At 43.7% G+C, this 22,621-nt stretch carries 15 protein-coding genes and 1 tRNA gene; 9 read left to right on the forward strand and 7 right to left on the reverse strand.

Features of this window, described 5'->3' with window-relative positions:
* Window positions 1-35 precede the first annotated feature (35 nt).
* On the reverse strand, window positions 36-1,229 hold the full coding sequence (locus NB463_RS19180) for an acetate/propionate family kinase (RefSeq protein WP_258430812.1): 1,194 nt from the start codon (window positions 1,227-1,229) through the stop codon (window positions 36-38).
* A gap of 363 nt (window positions 1,230-1,592) precedes the next feature.
* Between NB463_RS19180 and NB463_RS19185 the strand changes: the two genes are divergently transcribed.
* Window positions 1,593-2,993 carry a putative bifunctional diguanylate cyclase/phosphodiesterase gene (locus NB463_RS19185; protein ID WP_258430813.1) on the forward strand — a complete coding sequence of 467 codons (1,401 nt, stop codon included), beginning with the start codon at window positions 1,593-1,595 and terminating at the stop codon, window positions 2,991-2,993.
* Between the two features lie 73 nt (window positions 2,994-3,066).
* Here NB463_RS19185 and NB463_RS19190 read toward each other — a convergent pair whose 3' ends face one another.
* Window positions 3,067-5,001, reverse strand: a complete 1,935-nt coding sequence (locus NB463_RS19190) for a DEAD/DEAH box helicase (RefSeq protein ID WP_047009310.1) — start codon at window positions 4,999-5,001, stop codon at window positions 3,067-3,069.
* Window positions 5,002-5,414: 413 nt separating this feature from the next.
* On the opposite strand from NB463_RS19190, the gene rnb reads away from it, so the two are divergent.
* On the forward strand, window positions 5,415-7,418 hold the full coding sequence (rnb, locus tag NB463_RS19195) for an exoribonuclease II (protein WP_258430814.1): 2,004 nt from the start codon (window positions 5,415-5,417) through the stop codon (window positions 7,416-7,418).
* 72 nt (window positions 7,419-7,490) lie between these two features.
* Window positions 7,491-8,300: an AraC family transcriptional regulator gene (locus NB463_RS19200; RefSeq protein WP_258430815.1), complete on the forward strand. Its 810-nt coding sequence runs from the start codon at window positions 7,491-7,493 to the stop codon at window positions 8,298-8,300.
* A 40-nt stretch (window positions 8,301-8,340) separates the two neighbouring features.
* On the opposite strand, the gene NB463_RS19205 is transcribed toward NB463_RS19200, so the two are convergent.
* Window positions 8,341-8,694 carry a DUF3024 domain-containing protein gene (locus NB463_RS19205; protein ID WP_104970115.1) on the reverse strand — a complete coding sequence of 118 codons (354 nt, stop codon included), beginning with the start codon at window positions 8,692-8,694 and terminating at the stop codon, window positions 8,341-8,343.
* A 266-nt stretch (window positions 8,695-8,960) separates the two neighbouring features.
* Here NB463_RS19205 and NB463_RS19210 point away from each other — a divergent pair, with 266 nt between their 5' ends.
* Window positions 8,961-9,785, forward strand: a complete 825-nt coding sequence (locus tag NB463_RS19210) for a phosphate ABC transporter substrate-binding protein (protein WP_005391035.1) — start codon at window positions 8,961-8,963, stop codon at window positions 9,783-9,785.
* Window positions 9,786-9,844: 59 nt separating this feature from the next.
* On the opposite strand, the gene NB463_RS19215 is transcribed toward NB463_RS19210, so the two are convergent.
* Entirely contained in the window at window positions 9,845-10,525 is a 681-nt protein-coding gene (locus tag NB463_RS19215) for a MaoC family dehydratase (RefSeq protein ID WP_005391037.1), read from the reverse strand.
* A 328-nt stretch (window positions 10,526-10,853) separates the two neighbouring features.
* Between NB463_RS19215 and NB463_RS19220 the strand changes: the two genes are divergently transcribed.
* Window positions 10,854-10,944: transfer RNA gene (locus NB463_RS19220), tRNA-Ser, on the forward strand.
* 161 nt (window positions 10,945-11,105) lie between these two features.
* On the opposite strand, the gene NB463_RS19225 is transcribed toward NB463_RS19220, so the two are convergent.
* Entirely contained in the window at window positions 11,106-12,656 is a 1,551-nt protein-coding gene (locus tag NB463_RS19225; RefSeq protein WP_186437707.1) for a methyl-accepting chemotaxis protein, read from the reverse strand.
* Window positions 12,657-12,940: 284 nt separating this feature from the next.
* Between NB463_RS19225 and modF the strand changes: the two genes are divergently transcribed.
* Entirely contained in the window at window positions 12,941-14,395 is a 1,455-nt protein-coding gene (gene modF / locus NB463_RS19230; RefSeq protein WP_309303485.1) for a molybdate ABC transporter ATP-binding protein ModF, read from the forward strand.
* On the opposite strand, the gene NB463_RS19235 is transcribed toward modF, so the two are convergent.
* On the reverse strand, window positions 14,383-15,855 hold the full coding sequence (locus NB463_RS19235; RefSeq protein ID WP_257890010.1) for an EAL domain-containing protein: 1,473 nt from the start codon (window positions 15,853-15,855) through the stop codon (window positions 14,383-14,385). The genes modF and NB463_RS19235 overlap by 13 nt on opposite strands.
* A 348-nt stretch (window positions 15,856-16,203) precedes the next feature.
* On the opposite strand from NB463_RS19235, the gene NB463_RS19240 reads away from it, so the two are divergent.
* From NB463_RS19240 to NB463_RS19250, 3 genes are all read left to right on the forward strand, one after another.
* Window positions 16,204-16,938, forward strand: a complete 735-nt coding sequence (locus NB463_RS19240) for an IclR family transcriptional regulator (protein ID WP_005391048.1) — start codon at window positions 16,204-16,206, stop codon at window positions 16,936-16,938.
* A gap of 6 nt (window positions 16,939-16,944) precedes the next feature.
* The gene (locus tag NB463_RS19245) at window positions 16,945-17,784 is read left to right on the forward strand and encodes an arginase (protein WP_258430816.1); all 840 of its coding nucleotides are present in this window, start codon (window positions 16,945-16,947) and stop codon (window positions 17,782-17,784) included.
* 307 nt (window positions 17,785-18,091) lie between these two features.
* Complete coding sequence (locus NB463_RS19250; RefSeq protein WP_258430817.1) at window positions 18,092-21,118, forward strand: DUF6701 domain-containing protein; 3,027 nt, start codon at window positions 18,092-18,094, stop codon at window positions 21,116-21,118.
* A gap of 65 nt (window positions 21,119-21,183) precedes the next feature.
* Here the strand turns inward: NB463_RS19250 and NB463_RS19255 are convergent, their stop codons facing one another.
* A complete protein-coding gene (locus NB463_RS19255; protein WP_053808958.1) occupies window positions 21,184-22,476 on the reverse strand; it encodes a DEAD/DEAH box helicase in 1,293 nt (430 codons plus the stop codon).
* Window positions 22,477-22,621 lie beyond the last annotated feature (145 nt).

A 22,621-nucleotide genomic window follows, 5' to 3' on the forward strand; every position in this document is an offset into this window, starting at 1 on the left:
AGGGCTTTGACTTAGTTCCCAAAATTTTTGCCGTTTTACAGCAGTTCCACCGACTGTTGAGCGATTACCCACTCTTCATTGGTAGGAATAACTAGTGCTTTCGCACCGAGCAACTCAGATGTTGCAATAACACCTGCGTTGCCAAATCTTGCCTCTTCGTTGCCTTTCTCATCTTCAACAAAACCTAGCAGTTTTAGGTTTTTCAAGATTTCACGACGAATTGGTAGTGAATTTTCACCAATACCACCAGTGAAGATGATGCCGTCTAATGAATCCAGAGCAGCTAGGTAAGAATTAATGTATTTCGCAACACGGTAAGTGAAGATTTCAAATGCCAACTTCGCACGTGAGTTACCCGCTTCCATGGCTTCTAGTACACCACGTGCGTCACTTGTTACACCGGATACACCTAAGAAGCCTGACTTCTTGTTCATCATCTCGAACACTTCGTCTTTTTCCCAACCTTTACGGAAAAGGAACTCGATAACACTTGGGTCGAGGTCACCACAACGAGTACCCATCATTAGGCCAGCTAACGGCGTCAAACCCATACTTGTATCAACACATTCGCCATTTTTAACCGCACTCACTGATGCACCATTACCTAAGTGCACGGTGATAAAGCTGCTTTCTTCAACCGGCTTATCTAGCATTTTCGCCGCTTCACGGCTTACGTAGTAGTGGCTTGTGCCGTGAGCACCGTAACGACGCACTTTATGCTCTTCGTAAAGCTCGTAAGGAAGCGCGTACATAAACGCTTTGGCAGGCATTGTTTGGTGGAAAGCAGTATCAAACACAGCGAATTGAGGCAGTGAAGGGAATGCTGCCATTGCTGCTCGCATGCCTTCTGCATTCGCTTTGTTATGAAGTGGCGCTAGCTCAGCAAGACGCTCAACTTCTTGAATAACTTTTTCATCGACTTTTACTGTGCCTTTAAAGGTTTCGCCACCAGCAACAATGCGGTGGCCTACAGCTACAAATTTTGAGCTCAAACCCAAAGTCTCGAGTAGTTTTACCACTCGCTCAACAGCGTACTGATGATGGTTACCGCCAGCAGGAATTGCTTCAACGGTTTTTTCTCCCTGATATTTCCAACTGATTTCAGCTTCAGGTAGGCCAAAACACTCACCAATACCTGATACCAAAGCTTCACCGGTTTCAGAATCAATAACAGCAAATTTTAATGAAGAGCTACCAGAGTTGATCACCAGTACAAACGAATTAGACATGAAATAGTTATCCTGTTGTAGAGCAGAGGTTGTAATAGCGCTTGTGCGCTGCGTACTTCTTGTTTGCCCCTCTATTATTCAATAATTTTTTAATCTTTCAACAATCTTTTAGTAAAAGCGATTTGATTGAACAAATTTTGTTGATCTGTAGCAAGTTTTGATTTTATTTGAAGACTAAAAAATATGACTTGTTAAACATAATTTATGAATAGGTCAATTTGTACAAATTCAGAGATATGAGCTACGTTGTTTATTGGGTGAACAAAAATAATAAACCAATCAATAAATCGGGGTAATAATGTGCCCACTATTGCATTTCTATTAGTGATCTTAGGTTTGATTTTGCTCTGCTGGGGATGGCAGATGACAAAAAACATCTGCTCGAGAACTGATGTACCCGGGTGGACTTTCCTATTGTTGTTAATCAGCTGTTTCATTTTTGCGTATGCCGCTTTTTTACACGCTATAATGCAAAAACCTATCGCTTCCCTCTTGGAAACCGGAGTTTCTCTCATTCTATTCGGTGGCAGCATTTTTGTGGTGCTGGTTATCAAATGGAGCAACGACTCCATACTAGAACTTCATACCGTTGCTGAAAAAGAGAAGCGTAATGCCGTTCACGATGCACTTACTGGACTCCCTAACCGTAAATACTGCTTTGAGTTAATCGAAGATAGAATACAGTCTGGAGACCCTTTCTCAGTGATCCTTTTCGATGTCGTTAACTTTAAACAAGTCAACGATGCTATGGGACACTTTTGTGGAGACCAACTACTGATTCAAATTGGGCAACGTCTCCAAGAGAAACTTAAAGGCAGTGACAAAATTTTCCGCGTTGGTGGCGATGAATTTGTCATCCTCACCTCGTCAGCATGCGAGGAAACAGGCAAAAGTCTCATCGAAGAGTTAGATTCAGCACTGTCTAATCGCTTCCATTTAGATGAGTTTCAAGTCTCTTCCCGCGTTGTTTTCGGTGTCAGTACCTACCCTTATGACGCTCTGTCCAATGATCTATTGATAAAGCACGCGGACATTGCCATGTATCACGCCAAACGAAATGGCAACCTCTTTGCATTTTATAATGAGGACATGAACGTCGGGGCCAAGTACCAGCTCGAAATCTCTTCTCGTATTCAATGTGCGCTGGAAAAAGAGGAGTTCCAGCTATACTACCAACCGTTGATTGACGCACATACTAACTTAGCTGTCGGCTTTGAAGCAGTGATCCGTTGGCATGATGAAAATGGTAAAACGATTTCGCCTAACGACTTCATCCCCATCGCGGAGCGAAGTAATCAAGTGCACAACATCACCATGTGGGTCCTCAACCAAGTTGAAAAAGACCTCCAGACCTTTATAGAAAAAGACATCAAGCTTCCTGTACACGTTAACTTATCTGCAAAAGATCTCTCGTCTAATTTATTGTTCAACCGCTTGGAAACACTGCTCAAGGTAAACCCTCAATTTGCTGACCTTATAAGCTTAGAGATTACTGAAACGATGGCGATTGATAGAGTTGTTGAGCTCAACCCCCTAATTCACCAAATCAAAGGATTGGGTATTAAGATCAGCTTGGACGACTTTGGCACCGGGTATTCAGTCGTCGCAGAAGGCGTTCAAGACATGGATACACTGCATTTTTTACGCAGTCGTGGCTGCGACATCATTCAGGGCTACTTGTTCTGCCCAGCCCTACCCTTAAACGAAGTAATAACCTGGGTAAATAAGCACGATGAAAAACAAAGCCGTATTCGACGCGCATAAAAAAGCCGAGCATTTCGCTCGGCTTTCAATTCTTACGGCAATTTAATCAATTGCTCTAATCACTGATTCGTGATTATGCTTCTTGAGTGCGACGACCACGGCCGTGACCACGCTCACCACGGTGGTTACCACGGTGATCACCACCACGGTTACGATCGAAGCGACGTTCGCCACCTTCACGGTTACCATCGCGGTTGCCGTCACGGTTACCACGGAAGCCACCTTCGCGACGACCGCCTTCACGACGATCACCACCACGGTTGCCGCCTTCGCGGTTGCCACGGTAACCGCCGCCATCACGACGACCGCCATCGCGACGACCACCGTCACGGCGACCACCACGAGACTCTCGGAAGTCATCGAAGTCACATACTACAGCACCAACATCTTGTTGACGGATGCGTAGTTTGCTTAGCTTGCCCGCAGCTTCAGAAGTCATTGCTTTTGGTAGCTGAACGAATGTGTGGCCTTGTGCTAGCTTGATCGCACCGATAGAGCCTTTACCTAGACCTAGTTCGTTCGCTAGAGCACCAACGATGTCTTTAACTTGAACACCTTGCTCGCGACCAACTTGAAGCTGGTAAGTATCCCAATCTTGGTTGTTGAAGTTACGACCGCCGTCACGACCACCTTCACGGCGCTCTTTACGGCGTTGCTTATCACGCTCAATCGCTTCAACCATTGGATCTTCGCCAATGTAGAACAGAGGACGTTTACCTTGCTGGCGCTTAAGAAGCATAGCAGCAAGCGTTGCTGGGTCGATTTCTAGAGAAGTTTGTAGTTTCTCTACTAGCTCAGCAAATTTGTCTAGAGCTTTGTGCTCTTTCTCTGCTTCAAGCTCAGCACCTAGCTTAGCTAGACGAGCTTCAGCAACTTGGTCACGTAGAGGAAGTTGAATCTCTTCCATAGATGACTTAGTTACGCGCTCGATGGTGCGAAGCATACGGATTTGGTTAGTGCGAACTAGAAGGATCGCTTTACCTTTACGTCCAGCACGGCCAGTACGACCGATACGGTGGATGTAAGACTCAACATCGAATGGGATGTCGTAGTTGAATACGTGCGTAATACGTGGAACATCAAGACCACGTGCCACAACGTCAGTTGCAACTAGGATATCGATAACACCTTGTTTGATGTGATCAACAGTACGCTCACGTAAAGACTGAGGAATGTCACCGTGCAGAGCAGCCGCTTTAAAGCCACGTGCAGATAGCCAATCAGCTAGACGCTCAGTGTCTTGACGAGTACGTACGAAGACGATTGACGCATCAGTTTCTTCCGTTTCAAGAAGACGAGACATCGCTTCATCTTTCTCTACACCCTTCACTACCCAGAACTGCTGTTGAACTTTGTCTACAGTGTGGTTCTTACCAGCAACGTCAACCATTACAGGCTCACGTAGGAAACGCTCAACGATTTTCTTAAGCATCGGAGGCATTGTTGCAGAGAATAGAACGCGTTGAGCAGACTCTGGTGCGTGTTCCATGATCGCAGTAACGTCATCAACGAAACCCATGTTTAGCATTTCGTCAGCTTCGTCTAGTACAAACGTGTTTACTTCATCTAGGTGTAGACGTTCACGGTTGATAAGGTCTTGTACACGACCTGGAGTACCAACGATAACTTGTGCACCGCTCTTAAGAGCACGCATCTGATCTACGATAGAAGCACCACCGTAAATCTCTAAAACTTTAAGACCCTTGATGTTCTTACCAAGGTTTTTCATTTCAGCCGCAACCTGGATCGCTAACTCACGCGTTGGCGCAAGAACGATAGCTTGTGGTTTACGTTGGTTGAGATCGATCTTATTTAGAAGAGGCAGAGAGAACGCTGCCGTTTTACCTGTACCTGTTTGAGCTTTACCCAGCGCGTCAGCACCTTCCAACAGGTGTGGGATTGCCGCAGCCTGAATTGGAGTTGGTGACACGAAACCCATTCCGTCTAGAGCAGAAAGGATAGAATCATTCAGAGATAAATCGCTGAATTGAATAACAGAATCTTGCATTGGGATCCTACTTAATTAAACAAAAAAACAGTCCCATATGCTCTTCCAATTCGATACTGATTCATCCAGTTACTGATTCCATTCAGACAGGAACACAGCACAGTACACAACCGCGATAAGCCATTAGGGACGACTAAGGGAGGCGGATTATTCCTTAAAAGCATAAAAAAAGCCAGAAAAAATTGAATTACATCACAATTTATTCTCAATAATGGCATTTTTAGCATATTTTTCCACCAGCCCCACCATTCCCCGTAGATTTGCACAGCTCGCAGATGAGTTTTTCATCAATATTTAAGCCGATTTCCTGCAATTCGATCAGCAAAATTCACGGCGAAATTGCGCTCCACAGGTAGTAATAATAGCTCGCAATGATTATAGTGTGCCCAACTCCATAGGTAATTTAAGAAAAGATGTTTCAAGATAACCCACTACTCGCTCAGCTTAAGCAGAAAATCCAAGAAAACCTGCCGAAAAAAGAAGGCTCAATAAAAGCCACAGATAAAGGCTTTGGCTTTTTGGAAGTGGACAGCAAGACTAGCTTCTTCATCCCACCTGCGTACATGAAAAAGTGCATGCACGGTGACAAAGTCGTCGCCATTATCCGCACAGAAAATGAACGCGAAGTTGCTGAGCCACAAGAGCTGTTAGAACAAGCCGTGACTCGCTTTATTGGTCGAGTCAAAATGTTCAAAGGCAAGCTAAACGTAGCACCTGATCACCCGCAGCTTAAAAAGCTTTCTCTTAAAGCGAAACTAAAGAAAGGTCTCAAACCTGACGAGTTCGCAGAGGGAGATTGGGTTGTCGCACATCTTATTCGCCACCCTCTAAAAGGCGATAACTCTTTCTTCGTGGAAATTTCTGAAAAAATCACAGACGCGAACGACAAAATTGCACCTTGGTGGGTAACGCTTGCTCAAAACGATCTACCAAACTCTGAGCCAGCAGGCATCGAAAGCTGGGAACTAAAAGACGACGCCGATCTAGAACGCGTAGACATGACACACGTTCCTTTCGTGACTATCGATGGTGAATCAACCAAAGATATGGACGATGCGCTGTACGCGAAGAAAACCGAATCTGGCGATTTCGAACTGACTATCGCTATCGCAGATCCAACCGCCTACATCACACCAGAAGATGAAATGGATAAAGTAGCACGTGAGCGTGGCTATACTATTTATCTTCCGGGCCGTAATATTCCAATGCTGCCTCGCGATCTAGCAGACAACCTATGCTCTCTGATTGAAGGCGAAATCCGCCCTGCTATTTGCTGTACCGTAACCGTAAATAAAGACGGCGTAATTGGCGACGATATCAAGTTCTTTGCAGCAAACATCAAATCACACGCACGCCTAGCATACGATCATGTGTCTGATTGGCTAGAAAGCGGCAGCTCAGAAGCATGGCAACCATCTGAAGAGATCGCGACGATTGTGCGCGACCTTTACGACTTTTCCCTTGCTCGCGCTGAATGGCGTGAGAAAAACGCAGTGGTCTTCCCAGACCGCCCTGACTACCGTTTTGAGCTGAGTGAAGACAACGATGTGGTTGCTATCCATGCAGATATGCGCCGCAGTGCAAATCGCTTGGTTGAAGAGTCAATGATTACCGCAAACATCTGTGCTGGTCGTACACTGCGCGATAAATTTGAAACAGGTGTTTTCAATACTCACGCTGGCATTAAGACTGAGAAGATTGAAGAAGTGGTTCAACTTGTCAACCCAGAAGGTGAACTGGAATTCACAGCGGACTCAATTACCACTCTAGAAGGCTTTGCTGCATTGCGTCGCTGGTTGGCTGCGCAAGAAACCTCTTACCTAGATAATCGTATTCGTAAGTTCCAAGCCTACAGTGAAGTGGGTAATCAGCCTCTTCCTCATTACGCTATGGGGCTGGATATCTATGCGACTTGGACATCACCAATTCGTAAGTACGGTGATATGATCAACCATCGCATGTTGAAGGCCGTCATCCTAGGCAAAGAGCCCGTGCAAAAACCTGATGATCAAGTCGGTGAAGAACTAGCTTTGCACCGTAAACATCATAAAATTGCTGAGCGAAATGTCTCAGATTGGTTATATGCACGTACGCTTGCTGATGAGCCGAACAAGAAAACTTGTTTCACAGGTGAGATTTTCGATATTAATCGTGCTGGTGCACGTGTCCGACTTCTCGAAAATGGCGCAGCAGCCTTTATTCCTGGTGCACTAATTCTTGATAATAAAGAAAGAATTGAGTGCAATGGCGACAACGGTACCATCTCTATCGATAAAGAGGTCGTATACAAACTTGGTGATACATTGGAAATTGTCCTTGCGGACGTAAACCAAGAGAACCGCAGTTTAGTTGCAAAGCCAACCCAGGTATTTGCTGAACAACCAGCAGCACAAGCAGAACAGACTGTAAGTGAATAATACCGAATGAAGTTAAAAGGCGCTCTATTGAGCGCCTTTTTTATTTGTTATGTAAAAATGATAAGAACGAATATGCCGAACATTGAGATCATTCGCTTTAATCACTTCACTGCGCGCAAAAGTGAGCGTTACACCGCAACACATAATGGCTTATATGTTGTTGAAGAAGGTGCCCTATTAGTTCATCAACCAAATGGTGAACAGTTTGAACTTAAAGCTGGAGATTTTACTCTCTACAACTCCTCTGATTTGAGCAGCGCAGAAGCCATTCCTAGTGAAGATGGCTTTAAAGCACTGGCTCTAGTCTTCAACCCAAATCTATTCTGTGACTTTAAAAAAGCACACCCAATGCTACGCTCCAAGACGGAAGAAAGGCGCTTCTATCCTTTTTCAGCGCAAACCAGCAGCGAAGTAGCACAACTAAAAGACACATTGGTCAACTTAGCGAGTCGCAATGCTCCAGACTACACACAAGGTCATATCGCAATGGCACTGCTGTCGTTAATGGTGGAGGTAGAGCCAAACATCCTATCAATCATAGATGATGCAAGCAGCCTAAGCGACTCTCAAAAGGCCATCAAGTATATTGAGAACAATATCGAGAAAGATATCACTCTGGAAGGCTTAGCGGCTCATATGAGCATGTCTATCGCGACCTTAAAACGCCGCCTCGCCGCAGAGGATCTTTCATTTTCACAGATATTAAAAGTGAAGCGGATCAACTTCGCCGCGACCCAGCTGCGCATGTCAGAAAAATCTATAACAGAAATAGCGTTTGAATCTGGATTTAAAAGTGCAGCGCATTTCAGTACAGCATTTAAATCGATTTACAACATGACACCGAAAGACTTTAGAAACCAAGTCGTTAAATCCAAAGCATAAATCATGGTGACATTGACAGCTGTTAGAGTTGGAGCGTTCCCTATTCCCAAAAACACGCTTGAGGATCGCTTTCCAACTCGGTGAGTAGGTCTTCGAGCGTTTGACTGTATGGAAGTGGCTTATAAGGTATCCACCTTAATAATTCGTTGCGGTACGTTGGGACGTAGAAATACCAAAGCTGATTGCCCTCATCAAACACGATCTTCGCGACGGGAGAGGTATATTCGCTGTGCTGTGAATCAAGAAGAAAATGCGCTCTATGAAGCTCGACACCATTCTCCACTGGCTCATATAGGCACTTACCCTGCTCGACAGGCAGGTTAGCATTACGCGCAGAGCAGAGCGATTGAACTGATTTGTATAAACGACTTGTCGCCATTTGGGACACTGACATCAACGTTCTCCCGATGGATGATAGTTAGAGCTGTCGATCCTAGTATATAACCTTTACACCACCATCGATGGTGATTATCTGCCTACCTCAAACAAAGGGTGGCTATATTCTCATTTACTCAGATTATCATCTCACTTTGCTTGGAAACGCTACCTACATCACCTCTTGGTTAGAAAGAATTCCCTTGTTTAGACCTGACAGTTCACAAAAGTGTAACCTGAACGCAATATCATAAACGCTGCTTTATACCGTATATGGAGTTTAATATGTTACGTTTTACTGTGGCGACGTTATTGGCCATAGCAGTCTCCCTCCCCGCCATTGCAAAAGAAATTAATATCTCTGGGTCAACCTCGGTTGCTCGCGTAATGGATGTACTTGCAGAGGAATACAACAAAACACACCCGGACGATTACATTGCAGTTCAAGGTATTGGTTCTAGTGCGGGTATTACAATGGTTAATAAAGGCGTGGCCGAGATTGGGATGAGCTCTCGCTATCTGACAGAAAGCGAAAAAGGTGAAGATCTCAACGTATATCCTATCGCTTATGATGGCCTAGCTGTTGTTGTAAACCGTACAAACTCTGTAAAAAACCTTTCTCAACAACAACTGTTTGATATCTACAAAGGTAAAATCAAGAATTGGAAAGAGGTTGGTGGTGCAGATCAACCTATCGCTGTTGTCACTAGAGAGGCGTCTTCAGGCTCACGCTACAGTTTTGAAAGTCTGCTAGGACTAACCAAAATCGTAAATGATCGCCTCGTCTCAGATATCAGCCCGAACAACTTGGTTGTAAATAGCAACAGCATGGTAAAAACCATCGTGAACCATAATACTCGTGCAATTGGGTTTATTTCTGTGGGATCAGTAGATCGCTCAATAAAAGCGATTCAATTAGATGGTATTGACCCAACTTCGGCAAACATTAGCAATCACAAATATAAATTGGCGCGGCCATTCCTAGTACTCTACAAAGTCAACAAGATTAGCGAACCAGGTAAAGGATTCGTCACCTTCCTTCGTTCAGAACAAGGACAAAAAGCGATTGCTGATTACGGTTACACTCCAGTAAAAAGCTTTAATCAATAAAACCAAAAAGAGAGCATATTAATGCTCTCTTTTTATATGTTTTCTATCTGGCTCTGGAATTAGAAATGCAGTTGAATAACAGAAACGACAACAGCACCAGGTCGACGAATACCTTCGATTTCCACTTTAATTTCACGCTCGATCTCCAAACCTTTTTTGATCGGCGTTACTTTTGTCAACGTGCTGACAGCACGAACGTTGTTTCCTGCTTTAACAGGGTAAGGGAAACGAACTTGGTTTAAGCCTAAGTTAACGACCATTTTGGCTGTTGGGAACATTGGCTTATCAGGGTCCACTGAGTCAGTCAATTTAGGCAACAATGCTAATGTTAAAAAGCCATGAGCGATGGTTGTCTTAAATGGAGATTCAACTGACGCACGTTCTGGATCTGTGTGAATCCACTGCATGTCTTCCGTTACCGCACCAAATTGATTGATACGTTCTTGAGATACATGCACCCAGTCACCAGTGTGAATCACTTCACCAATTTTTTCACTTAACTCGTCATACAGCTTTTGAGCCTCAGGTGCCATTACGATTGGTGCAGGTTGAGGCGCAACCTCTTCGTTAACAGCTGGCTGTTGGTGATCACGAACTTTCGAGAAAAGAAAGCTATTCTGCGCTTTTCCCAAAAAGTCACTCCAATAATCGCGTAACGTTGGAGACATCCAATTCATAAACTCGGATTGATGAGCAGAAATCGCATCAACTTTGTCTTTAAATAGATTTGTGACCTTCATAAACACCCTTAAAAAATTTAAGCACAACTGGCTATACCAGTTAATTTTGAATTAGTTCACAAAGTCTTGCAAATACTTTCGGGCGAACACATGTACCCTAAAAGCAAGTTATTTCTTAAATATCATAAAGATAGCAATAAAACACCATTTTATTGACTTGCGCCAATATAAAGTAAAAACTCTATAAATTGCTACTATTTGTCTCTTTTTTATCCCATTTTCAAACTGTTTAAATTTCACCAGCGGCTATAAAACGAGCAAACAGTACTTCTATTATAATTCAGCACTTTACAAGTCGGACTATGCTCCCTATTATACGTTCCGCAACGGAGAGATGGCTGAGTGGTTGAAAGCACCGGTCTTGAAAACCGGCATACGTTAATAGCGTATCTAGGGTTCAAATCCCTATCTCTCCGCCACTTATTAGAGAGCTCGCATTTATTGCGAGCTCTCGTCGTTTTAGTGCTTGTAAAATGACGGAGGTTCGAACCCCTAGTCGTATACGGCCCCAGAACTTCACCACATTCCAATAAAGAGCCCGCTAAAAATTAGCGGGCTCTTTATTTCTATTTTCTAGTGTTTAAGCAAACTTCTTAATCATTTCAGATAGGTCATTGGTACAACTTTGCACTTTAGAGTTCATCTGATTCGTTTCTGTCATCAGATCATACGATTCACTGTACTTTAGGTTAAGCGACTGGATGTTTTCGTTAATCTCATCCGTTACGTAAACCTGTTCTTCTATCGCTACCGCAATTTGTTGATTTCGCTCGACTACATCCTGAACGAGAGATTGTAGCTGTTGGATGCTCTCTAAAGCCGTGCCTAATAATGTTACCGTTCCGGTCGACATTTCATTACCTTTCTCTAGCGCAGAAACCGCTGATTTACTGCCCTTTTGAATTCCTTCAATGGCCGCTTTAATTTCTGTTGTCGATTCCTGTGTTCTTTTAGCAAGGGTTCTCACTTCATCCGCAACGACTGCAAACCCTCTCCCTTGTTCGCCAGCCCTCGCCGCTTCAATCGCTGCATTCAACGCTAATAAGTTGGTTTGTTCAGCAATATCATTGATCACTTCAACAACAGTTCCTATTTGCTCGGTTTGTTGGTTCAAACGCATGACCACTTTAGAGATTTCGCCGAGCTCATCCACCAGCTCTAGTACCGAGTGGTTAACACTATCGATAACGCTACGGCTATCTGTCATCGTGTTCTGCGCTTCTAGCGTAGCATCGGCAGTCGCTTGAGCATTATTTGATATCTCAGATGATGAGGCTTGCATCTCGTTGACCGCTGTAGCGACCGAGTCGATCTCTACTTTCTGTGCACTCAAGTTTTCCGTCACTTGCTGGCTATTAGTCGCAGCACTGTTGGCACTTGCACGCGTTTCTTCGCAAGAGTCTTTTACAGACACCCCGACTCGCCCTAATAGCGCATCTGCAAATTGCTTACGCATCTTCATACCCAGCTCAATTTCAGCCAGATCGTTAATTTTTCCGCAATAAATATACTCCATTAGTGGATTGTTGAAGTCTTGCCTAGCCTGTCTAGCAAGCTTCTCAACTGGCCTGGTTAATACATAAATTGAGAAAACGGAGAGTAATGCAGCAATGCCAAAGGCCACCGCTGGTGATTGATTCATTTGTAGAGTTAGCAAGCCAAGAAGGTTGGAAATGAAAAGAAAGAAGGCTGATCTCATCCACAAACGCGTACGAGGAAGATACATTTGCAATGGTTTACCGTTATTCCGAAGTTTTGAATACGCTTTTTCCGCTCGTTGAACGTGTATACGCTCAGGTTTAAATCGAACCGATTGGTATTCAACAACTTCACCATTGGATTTGATAGGAGAAGCAAACGCATCAACCCAATAATACCCTCCGTTTTTACGTCGGTTTTTCACCATTCCCATCCAGTGTTTTCCGGCTTTTAGGTGCGTCCATAAATCTTTAAAAGCCTGTTTCGGCATGTCGGGGTGGCGTACAACATTGTGAGGCTTACCGATAAGTTCACCATCACCAAACCCCGCGACTTCATTAAAGTTTTCACTGGCATATTTGATATAGCTGGACGTATCGGTGATAGAAACTAGGCTGTAACTCGAAGGGTAATCATATTCCGTTTCACTCATAAACATGTGTCCTTACATTGATTAATTAAATAAACGGCAAGTATGAGTGTAGCAGCATAGCATTTATGCGCATAATGATAAGCTCATTGTAAAATTCAATAAAATTACTGATAGGTCAATTTATTACCTGCAAACATAGTGGCGGTTTCACTCTCAAATAGCACTACCCTTGAGTGCGCACAAGATGCTGCATTGATTAAAATTAATACACAAAAGCGCTTCCTTACTGAGTTCGTAAATTGTTATAAATAAACGATTACAACGAAAACAAGGAAGACAAACATATGACTATTCGTTTTAGTCAGCTTGCCGCTCAAGGGAACATGGCTCACCTATTTATTGACGATTGGAAAATAGATACTCAACAATCTTGGGGAATATTCAGCGCGGATGGGGATATTGGAGCTCTACTTGGAGACCTTATTTGTGGTGAACTTTCACCAATAAGCGGGAAACTTGAGCTTGATGGGCTGTCCGTTGCTCAAGTGTCGTTATCAGAGCAACAGCGATTACTGGAAAGAGAATTAGAAAAGGACGATACAGACTTTCTTGATCGTATCGATCAAGGCAGTACCGTTTACTCACTCATTCAGGAGTGCAGCCAAGACGCTAATTTAATAGATCAACTGATTACCGACCTCGACCTAACTCACCTTAAACACAGTGGCTTTCGTGTTCTCTCTACTGGGGAAACAAGACGAGTGATGCTAGCTCGCGCTTTAGCAACACAGCCTGATTTGTTACTGCTAGATAACCCATTTACTGGTTTAGATATTGCCCATCGAGCAGCTCTCGCTCACTATTTACACTCGCTTTCTCAAACCGTACAGCTACTGGTCACGTTTTCTCGCGAGTCTGATATGCCTGAGTGGATTGATCGCGTTGCGCTTTTCAGTGCAGGAAAGCTGGACAGTACGATGGATAAATCCAGTTGGGATAATCATCCAATCATTGAACAAATTAAATCTCAGTCCGAGCAACAGAGTGAAGAAATGATGAACTTGATACGTCAGCATCAGCACTCGACACACTTCGACAACCCAATATTTAAACTAACAAATGGGTCTGTTGAATACACTGATAAGAAGATCTTTACTGACTTAAACTGGCGAATAGACAAAGGTCAGCATTGGCAGATCAAAGGCCCAAATGGCTGTGGGAAGAGCACCTTGCTTGGGTTAATCTTTGGTGATCATCCTCAGTGCTACAGCAATGACATTGATATCTTTGGTAAAAAGCGAGGGTCTGGCGAGACAATCTGGGAAATTAAGCAGCACATAGGTATGGTATCTTCAGCGTTACACCTTCAATACCGCGTTAACTGCAGTGCGCTAGACGTGATTTTGTCCGGTTTTTACGACTCCATAGGGTTGTATAACCAACCCACTCGTAAAGAAGTGGACATCGCAAACGAATGGCTCGACATCCTACATATGAGCCAATACCGAAAAACCTCATTCAAGCAATTAGAGTATGGTCAACAGCGCCTGTTGTTGATTGCAAGAGCCATCGTTAAACAACCAACATTACTGATTTTGGACGAGCCATATCAAGGGTTGGATTTTCTTGGCAGGCGTTTAGTTAAGAATACACTTGAGCTCATCGCCCGAGAGAATTTAAGCCAGCTATTGTATGTATCTCATTACCAAGAAGACCGCTTGGATAGCATCAAGAATGAGTTAGAGTTTGTTTTTGATGACAATGACCAATGTTATCGGGCTAACGTTTACCAATCATAATGACTTCGCTGAGCAAGTTGATCATAAGGTAAAGGCTTGGAGTAAAAATATCCTTGATGATATCGCACTCCCATCTTTTTCAAATGGTCGGCTTGCGCCGTTGTTTCTACACCTTCAGCGATGAGTTGTACTTTCAGCTCTTCCGCAAAGTGAACAATAGCTTTTAAAACAGAAGCACTAAGGCTAGGTATACCAATAGTTTCGACAAAACATTTATCGATTTTTAGGTAATCAATACGCATGTGCTGCAGAAACGCCAGCGAGGTTTGACCGGTACCAAAATCGTCGATTAACACATCAATGCCATGTACTCGCAGCGCTGCGATACACTTTCTGGCTTCAGCATCAATGAGTTGACGTTCTGTTATCTCTATGCCTAATGAGACGTTATTTCGACTTAACTTCCTATCAATGAGTTGAATCTTTCTAATCGCGTTTGGCCCAACTAAGTAACCGGGCGGCACATTAATACCAAGGTGAACAGACTGATTAAAGTCTAATTTACTAAAGTCTTCTGCCGCTTTATCGAGAACGTAATCCGTGAGCAAAAAGACCAATCCACTTTGCTCCGCCGCTGGTACAAACTCATCAGGAGAAATGAACCCTTTATTCTGATGTTCCCATCGCACTAGGGCTTCAAAACCAAATAGTTGACCAGTATCGACGTTAATCTGGGGCTGGTAATACAGAGTCAACTCGCCTTTCTTTATGGCTTTCTTTAAATCCAGAACCAAGCTTCGATGAGGATCGATAAATTTATTTAACGCATATAAGCAAAGATAGATAACAAAAATGATTGGAATTGAATACAAAAAATAGGAAAGTGTTCTCTGTTTGACAAATAGATCGCTAGCTTCACTCAAAGCTTCATACTCAAACATTTGCGACGATTTGATGCCAATAGGATTACTTCCCGTTCTCAACGCTTCTTCAGGTGCAACTTGGTCATGGATAAATAAGGTAGAGCGTTTTAAACGTAAATCGTTATTAAATCCTATCTTCGCATTAAAGTAGTCATGATCAATAATCGTCACCGCTTGATAACCTCGCTCTCCTTCGGTCACGACGAGCAAAAATTGGTCATATACGCTATCCACGTTTCCCAGTGCTAACGCTTGTCCCTCAGGAAATGTAATGTGCTCGGCTAACGGCTTAGAAATTACGCCCAGTTTAGAAGAACACGTAATGATCCCATCTTTTACAATCAGCATTTCTTCGATATCTCGTTCAAACATCAAGTTTTGCTGAAGCTCTTCACATCGTCTAGGATGCAACAAAGCCGTGCGGTTTTCGGTCTCTATTTGGAATAAAATTTCGTCTGCGATTTGAACATTTTTTTCTAATAGATGATTGAGGTTGTTTTGCACGCTTTCACGAGCTAAATACAAGACCTCGCCAACAATCAAAGGAATGGGCAACAAAAAAATGATGGCTTTTTTAAAAAGCGCCTTATTCAGCATATAAAAGTAACCTTTTATAAAACCGATTTACTGAGATGGTATCTGGATTCTGATACCCACTAGCAACTCTCGTTTATAATATTATTTATTTAGATTAACTCAGTATGCGAAACACTTGGTAATACCGCAAACTAAACAATGTCTTAATCCCTCTTGTTCCAATTTAGCATCAAACGACTCAAACCTGAGACGTCAATACGACATCATTTTTGAGCCTATCGGTACCGAGGTAAGCCCTCAGTCGTCAAATTCTCACTCTACGAGAATTACCCATTAAAATTATTTTTCTTTTCTCAGTGATTAAGAATTATATTTGTCGTAATTCATATAACACGTTACAACACTCTCATGACGACAAACAAAGCTAATGCGAACCAGGTAAACGAAAAAGCACTGCAGTTGTTAATGCAAGTTGCAGTTAGTCCATTCCCAGTTTCTGCGAAAACGCTAAGCGAGCAATTGAACGTTCCTTTGAGCAGTCTCTACCGACACTTGAAGCTACTCAAAGAGTGGAACTTGATTGAAGAAAGCGTACACGACAAGACATTTGTCGTTGGCCCGGCAGCATTGCTGCTCATGCATAGCTATGAGACCGCACAGCATGGTTTAGATATGGTCGAAACCATACTGGCTCGGTTGGTACAACAAACAGGGGAAATGGCCGCTTATATGGTACCTGCAGGGTATCGCGCGCTTTGTGTCAGACAAAAAGAAAGTATGCAGGCGCTGCGTTGCAGCTTCGTCCAGGGTCAAAGTCAACCTCTGCTACGTGGTGCCTCATCTAAAGTGATGCTCGCTTTTATGCCTCAAAGTCGATGCGAGAAAATCTTGAGATACTTTAATCAAGATCACCGACGAGACGAATGGGAACAAGAGCTCACAACCATCCGTAAACACGGATATGCCGTCAGTACTTCTGAAATTGACCCGGGTGTTTCTGGCATCAGTGCACCAGTGATGAAAGGAAGCAAACTGATCGGCGCGGTATCGGTGATGGCTCCGGCCCACCGAGTCGAAAAGGATAAGCAGCGCATTATTTTGCATGTGTTGCAAGCGGCAAGGGCACTACCACCAGAAAGGTAATTCATCATGTTAAGCTTTTTCAAACGCTATAAACTCCACCACACCGTGAAACAGCCGCAGCATTACCCTTTTTCTTTTATGACAGTGTGTGAGTATTTGCCACCCATGTCTAAGGGCGCGTTTGAATTAGCTGATCAAAGTTTAGAAAATGCTAGCGACTGGCTGTACCAACAGCATGATCATGAAACCGCTGAAAACTTTGGTCACTTCAACCACGACAAGCTGGAAAATGGCGAGTTTCAGGAAGCGTTAAGCCTTTCGCTTTCTCGCCACTCAATTCCTGTTTTAGTAACTAACTGTACCGAGGCAATCTTGTCCATGTTACCTGTGGTCGTGTCTTATCGAGACGAAGTGGGTGTGGTAAATATTGGACATGACATGAACTTGAAGCCAACACTTGAACCACGTTTAGGCTCCGCATTCCATTTTGCTCTTTCTCGCTATCAAAACGTGCGATTATTTTTTGCTGGTGTTAGCGAACAAGATACAAAGCAAGAAACGTGGGAATACGCGGAGGATCAAGGTTGTGACTGGGTAACCGATAAAGAGTTTTCTTTTCGTCATCGCAATAATGTAAAGCAGTTGATCGGCAATTACCTCGACTATTGCGACCAAATAATCCTCAGTATCGACCTTGGCTCCCTAAAAACCAAAAACAGCCTTGATGGTACCTCAGAAATTGATATCCAAATGGTTCTACGCACCATTAGGCAATGTCTGGTTGCAGGTAAAGTCAGAGCCATTCAACTCGTAGGCGATCGCGATCGTCTGGTCTATTCGAGACAAACGAAAGCCATACTAGAAGAGTTATATCAAATGGCGCCACTCATTGTTCACGCAGCCTAGGATTAAGTTCTGTTCAGAATCAGGACGCTCAAGCTACTGATTCTGAACCAACATGGTTAATTATTATCTTTTACCAACAAATAGTTACATGAATAAAGCGACTCATGTCACACTTAGCTATTGAACTAATCACATACTTACGTTCTAATAACACCACTATGCTTTGGTATGACATACGAAATAAAAATAGCCAAAGTTCAATAAGTAAGCGGATTAAAAACCAAAAACACCGCCGACATTTCAACTTCTGTGAGCACTTGCTCACGCTCGCTTGATGCCATCTTGTTCCACTTTTTTAGGACATTTGATGATGCGTCTTTGCAGTATTTTCGCTGCGGTTCTTGTTTTACCACTAGCCTCACACGCCACCACTTATGACGTCAAAGATCTATCTGAGTTAGGTCAACTTTGCTCACACAAGAGTTTTAGTATCGGAAGTGATGGTACGACTTATCACTGTACAGGGAAACTAGTCCTACCCGCAGGTGACAAAATTGTCTCCTCATTACCGGAAAAAGAGATAACGCTAGAAGCAGCTCATGGCATTGTGTTAGAGGGGAACAATACGATTGGTGAACCCAATAAGCGTATCTCTCTACACGCACTCGCTACCGGATTAACGGTTAACAATGAGAAAGCTTCAAGCATTGACGATTACCAAAATAAGCACACTGTTATCTATGGTGATCTTCTATCGGCTTACCCAACAAAGCTGCATAACATTCTCATAGACGGGAATATTAAGCTAACAGGTTCGACACTTCACATTGATGGAGCGTACAACACCATAATTGGTGATATTTCGACACACAGCACGACCGATATATTCAATGCAAACATCTGCGGTAAGGTCGAATCACAAGGCGACACACTACACCTAAAAACAAACCATCCTTTACAAGATCATTTTGTCGTCGGTGACATTGTGGCGCACAGTTCTCTGCTTATTGATGACATGGAGATCTACGGCACTACTGAGACTAAAGGAGCATCTGCCGCATTGAACGGTTCGTTCTATGGCTCTACTACAGCAATTAAATACTTCCAAACATTGAACTTCAACAACGCTCCAAATCAGCCAAGTCAAGTTTGTGGTGAAATCCAACAAACGCCAGGAAGTGCACAAACGAAAGCACAAGACAACAGATACACGCAATACTGTGGATTGGGCGACACTGATTGTCACTACTCTTCTCAGCTCTGTCCGATCACCCCTCAAGATGTTCCGAATTGCAGCATGCAACCTCCATCGGAGAACGACTTCGACCTAAGCGTCACACCATCGGACGACATGGCACTGATGTGCGGCGACGATCTTCCGCAATTTACAGCAACAACAACCAATAATGGAGAAGTTGTAAGCGCAGAAGTCAGTGCTGCCCTATCACACCCTGACTTGTTCACTTTAGAGGTGGTCAAAGGTCAGCAGATATTAAAAGCAAACCAATTTATGTCTGACGACAATGGTGAGCTCGTTGTTCGAGTGGTCCCGAACGATATTGATACCATCGCGTTAGGTACGAACTACACGCTGACTTTCACTATGGCAGAAGACACCAGCAAGCATCAAACGGTTAGCTTTATGTTTACGCCATTTATGTTTGAGGCCTACTCAAAGACGAAAAGCGCCACTTTAAATGAAATACGCGTTATTGCAGGTAAACCAGAAAACGTGCATACGCGATTGCTGGCTTGTGCCTCCACAGGCGAACCTGTAGTGGCAAGCAACTACAATGGTACTCCTAAGGTTTTTCATCCATTGGTTCAACCATTAGGAGGAAGTGAAGGAAACTTTAGCTATTCAGCGGAATTTAAAGACGGCTTGTCTGAACATGGTCTTATCACGAACGAGTCCGGCATATTTGAAGTGACATTGTCCGATCATTTTGAATGTGAGGGATTTGAAGAGTGCCCAGAAGAAGGCAAAGTGGAAGTGAAAGGAACATTTAATGTGTACTCGCGACCATGGACACTGGCTATCTGTGACAACCAACGTGCTTTGCCTTCTGGCACCTCTGAACAAGGAGATGGGTTTATTGCCGCCGGAGAACTTTTCTCTCTAACAGTGAAGCCGATCATTTGGCAAACTGACGGCTCTGTAAGTGGTTCTGTTGAATCAGCACGTTATTGTGATGCCTCTATCACCCGTAATTTTACGCTTGATGACGCTCCAGCAGCATCCGTTGTCTTGTCGAGTGAGCAACATACGCCATCAGAGACAGCGAACCAAACCTCGAAATTGCTAAAAAGTAGTTACTCACTGGCTCAGGCGCATAATTCAGCCAAGAATGATCAATTCGTCTTTAATGGATTATATTGGGAAGAAGTCGGGAGCTTGAGAGTAAAAGCAAACCTAGAAAGTAAATATCTAGGTATGACTGTTAACGAAGGCTATCGTTACATCGGTCGTTTTTACCCAAAATATTTTCAAGTGCAAGACCAAGGATGGCACTACCCACATGGCCAAACTTTTGCTTACATGAATCAACCTTTTGAAAAAGTCACTTACGATGTTGTCGCACTCAATGCGAATAAAGAAAACGTGAAGAACTACGTCCACTTTTCATCTAACCTTCAACAACATTTCGATTTAGGCGAGCTAAGCTCATACTCCGAACGGTTTTTGCCGCCTAAGCCTAAGAAGGTAGACTGGAAACTACTGGGTAGCGCGAGTGTTGGAACGTTTGTTATCGAGAAGCCCTCAACCAACGCGACTTGTAACAATAGCCCATGTTGGAAAAAGAACACAACCGATAAACAATACCCTGATGGTCCATTTAATAATGGGACTAACAGTGACAGCAGCAAAATAGGTATAGTCACGACTAAAGCCGTTGATGAGGTAAATTTCTTTGATAACAGCGAAGTGCTCACTCAACAACCGGACATTCGATTCGGTCGTTTGAACTTTCAAGATGTAGGTGGCAACCAAGGCATGGTGATCAAAGTGCCACTTGATGTGGAAATTTGGCAAAACGGTCGATTTACGACTAACTTCGATGACAGCTCAACAACGGCGAATGGTGAATATTACTTCAGCACGCCAATTTGGTCGCATGCGCCAGCAAACAACGCCCTTCTTTCTGGCGTTGGAACGATGAGTATTGGCAGGATGACCGATATCGTTGCAAGCCAAATTGACTCAGCGCGCGAGCAAATACAATTCCACCTAGATTTAGACAGCTCAGGCAATCGCATCCCTTGGCTGAAATACGATTGGGATAGCTCTACAAGTGAAGAGGAAAACCCACCCGTCATTGTTACGTTTGGTATTCACCGAGGAAACGATCGCATTATTTATCGTGGTGAACCCAATATGCTTGGCCTAAATTAACGCGAAACGGCAAACAAAAAGAGCCCCTCAATTGAGGGGCTCTTTTCATCACAAACTGATGTAATTTACTTTGCGCCACGACGCGCTTTCAGGCGCTTCACCATAGCAAGACGACGCTCTGCCGACCCTTGGTCTGTTGCCGACTGGTTCGGATTATTACGACGACCTTGACGATTCTTGAATGCTGGTTTTGAGTGCAGCTTTTCAATGTAAGATTCACGCTGTTTTGGTTCATAGCCTGCAAGCTCAATACGGCGAATGCGTTGCTGGATTAGATTTTCAACCTGAACCACCGTGAGCTCTTCATCTCGGTTTACAAATGAAACAGCATGACCTTGTTTACCTGCACGACCCGTACGACCAATTCGGTGAACGTAATCTTCCGCTAGGAAAGGCATGTCATAGTTCACAACGTGAGGTAAGTCTTCAATATCTAGACCTCGAGCAGCGACATCGGTAGCCACCATGACACGTGCTTTGCCAGACTTGAACTCTTCTAGCGCACGACGACGAGCGCTTTGAGCACGGTCACCATGACAAACCACCGCTTTGATACCATCAAGTTTCAGCTCTTTTACCACTTCGTTTGCGGTCTCTTTATAGTTCACAAATACCAACACTTGTTTCCAGTTTTTGCGACCAATTAGCTCTGAAAGCAGTTCCGTTTTTCGCTCTTGATCAACTGGATATAGCACGTGAGCAACTGTTTGTGCCGTAGTATTTGCACGCTCTACTTCGATACGTTTTGGTTTACGCAGAATGTCTTTCGCTAACAGATTTAGCTGGCTTGAAGTCGTTGCCGAAAACATCATGATTTGTGGGTCTGTATCCACATCCAGCATGATCTTACGAACTGCATGAATAAAGCCCATATCCAAGATACGGTCTGCTTCATCAAACACCAAAAACTCTACGTGTGCCACCGAGACATTACCTTGTTCGATGTGTTCTTCCAATCGACCAGGTGTAGCCACAAGGATATCAACACCATTTTCCAGTGCCGCAACCTGAGAAGACATTTTACGGCCACCGAAAATCGCCGCCACCGACAGATTGGTGTACTTCGTATAAGCTTTGATGTTGTCAGCAATTTGTTCAGCAAGCTCGCGAGTTGGAGCCAAGATAAGTGCACGAGCAGTCTTACGAGAAGCGCTACGGTTACTGTCTAACAACTGCTGAATCATAGGCAGAGAAAACGCAGCCGTTTTACCAGTACCTGTTTGTGCTGTAGCGAAAATATCATGGCCTTTGCGAGCCATTGGAATCGCCTTCTGTTGAATTGGCGTTAACTTTTCATAACCGCATTCTGCCAGTGCTTTAACCACTTCTGGCGCAAAACCTTGAGATGAAAATGACATTGAGCGTATTCCTTAAACAAACCACTAAAAATAGCTTTAAAAATTTAGCCGTGCACTATACCCGAATTTGAGTGATTTATCTCACTTTTCTCATTGAAACACTACAAAAGCAAAAACGGCGAACGCAGACAGATTGCTGGTTCAC

Origin of the sequence: Vibrio sp. RM-41-2B, from assembly GCF_024744415.1 — a bacterium.
Taxonomy (GTDB): domain Bacteria; phylum Pseudomonadota; class Gammaproteobacteria; order Enterobacterales; family Vibrionaceae; genus Vibrio; species Vibrio diabolicus.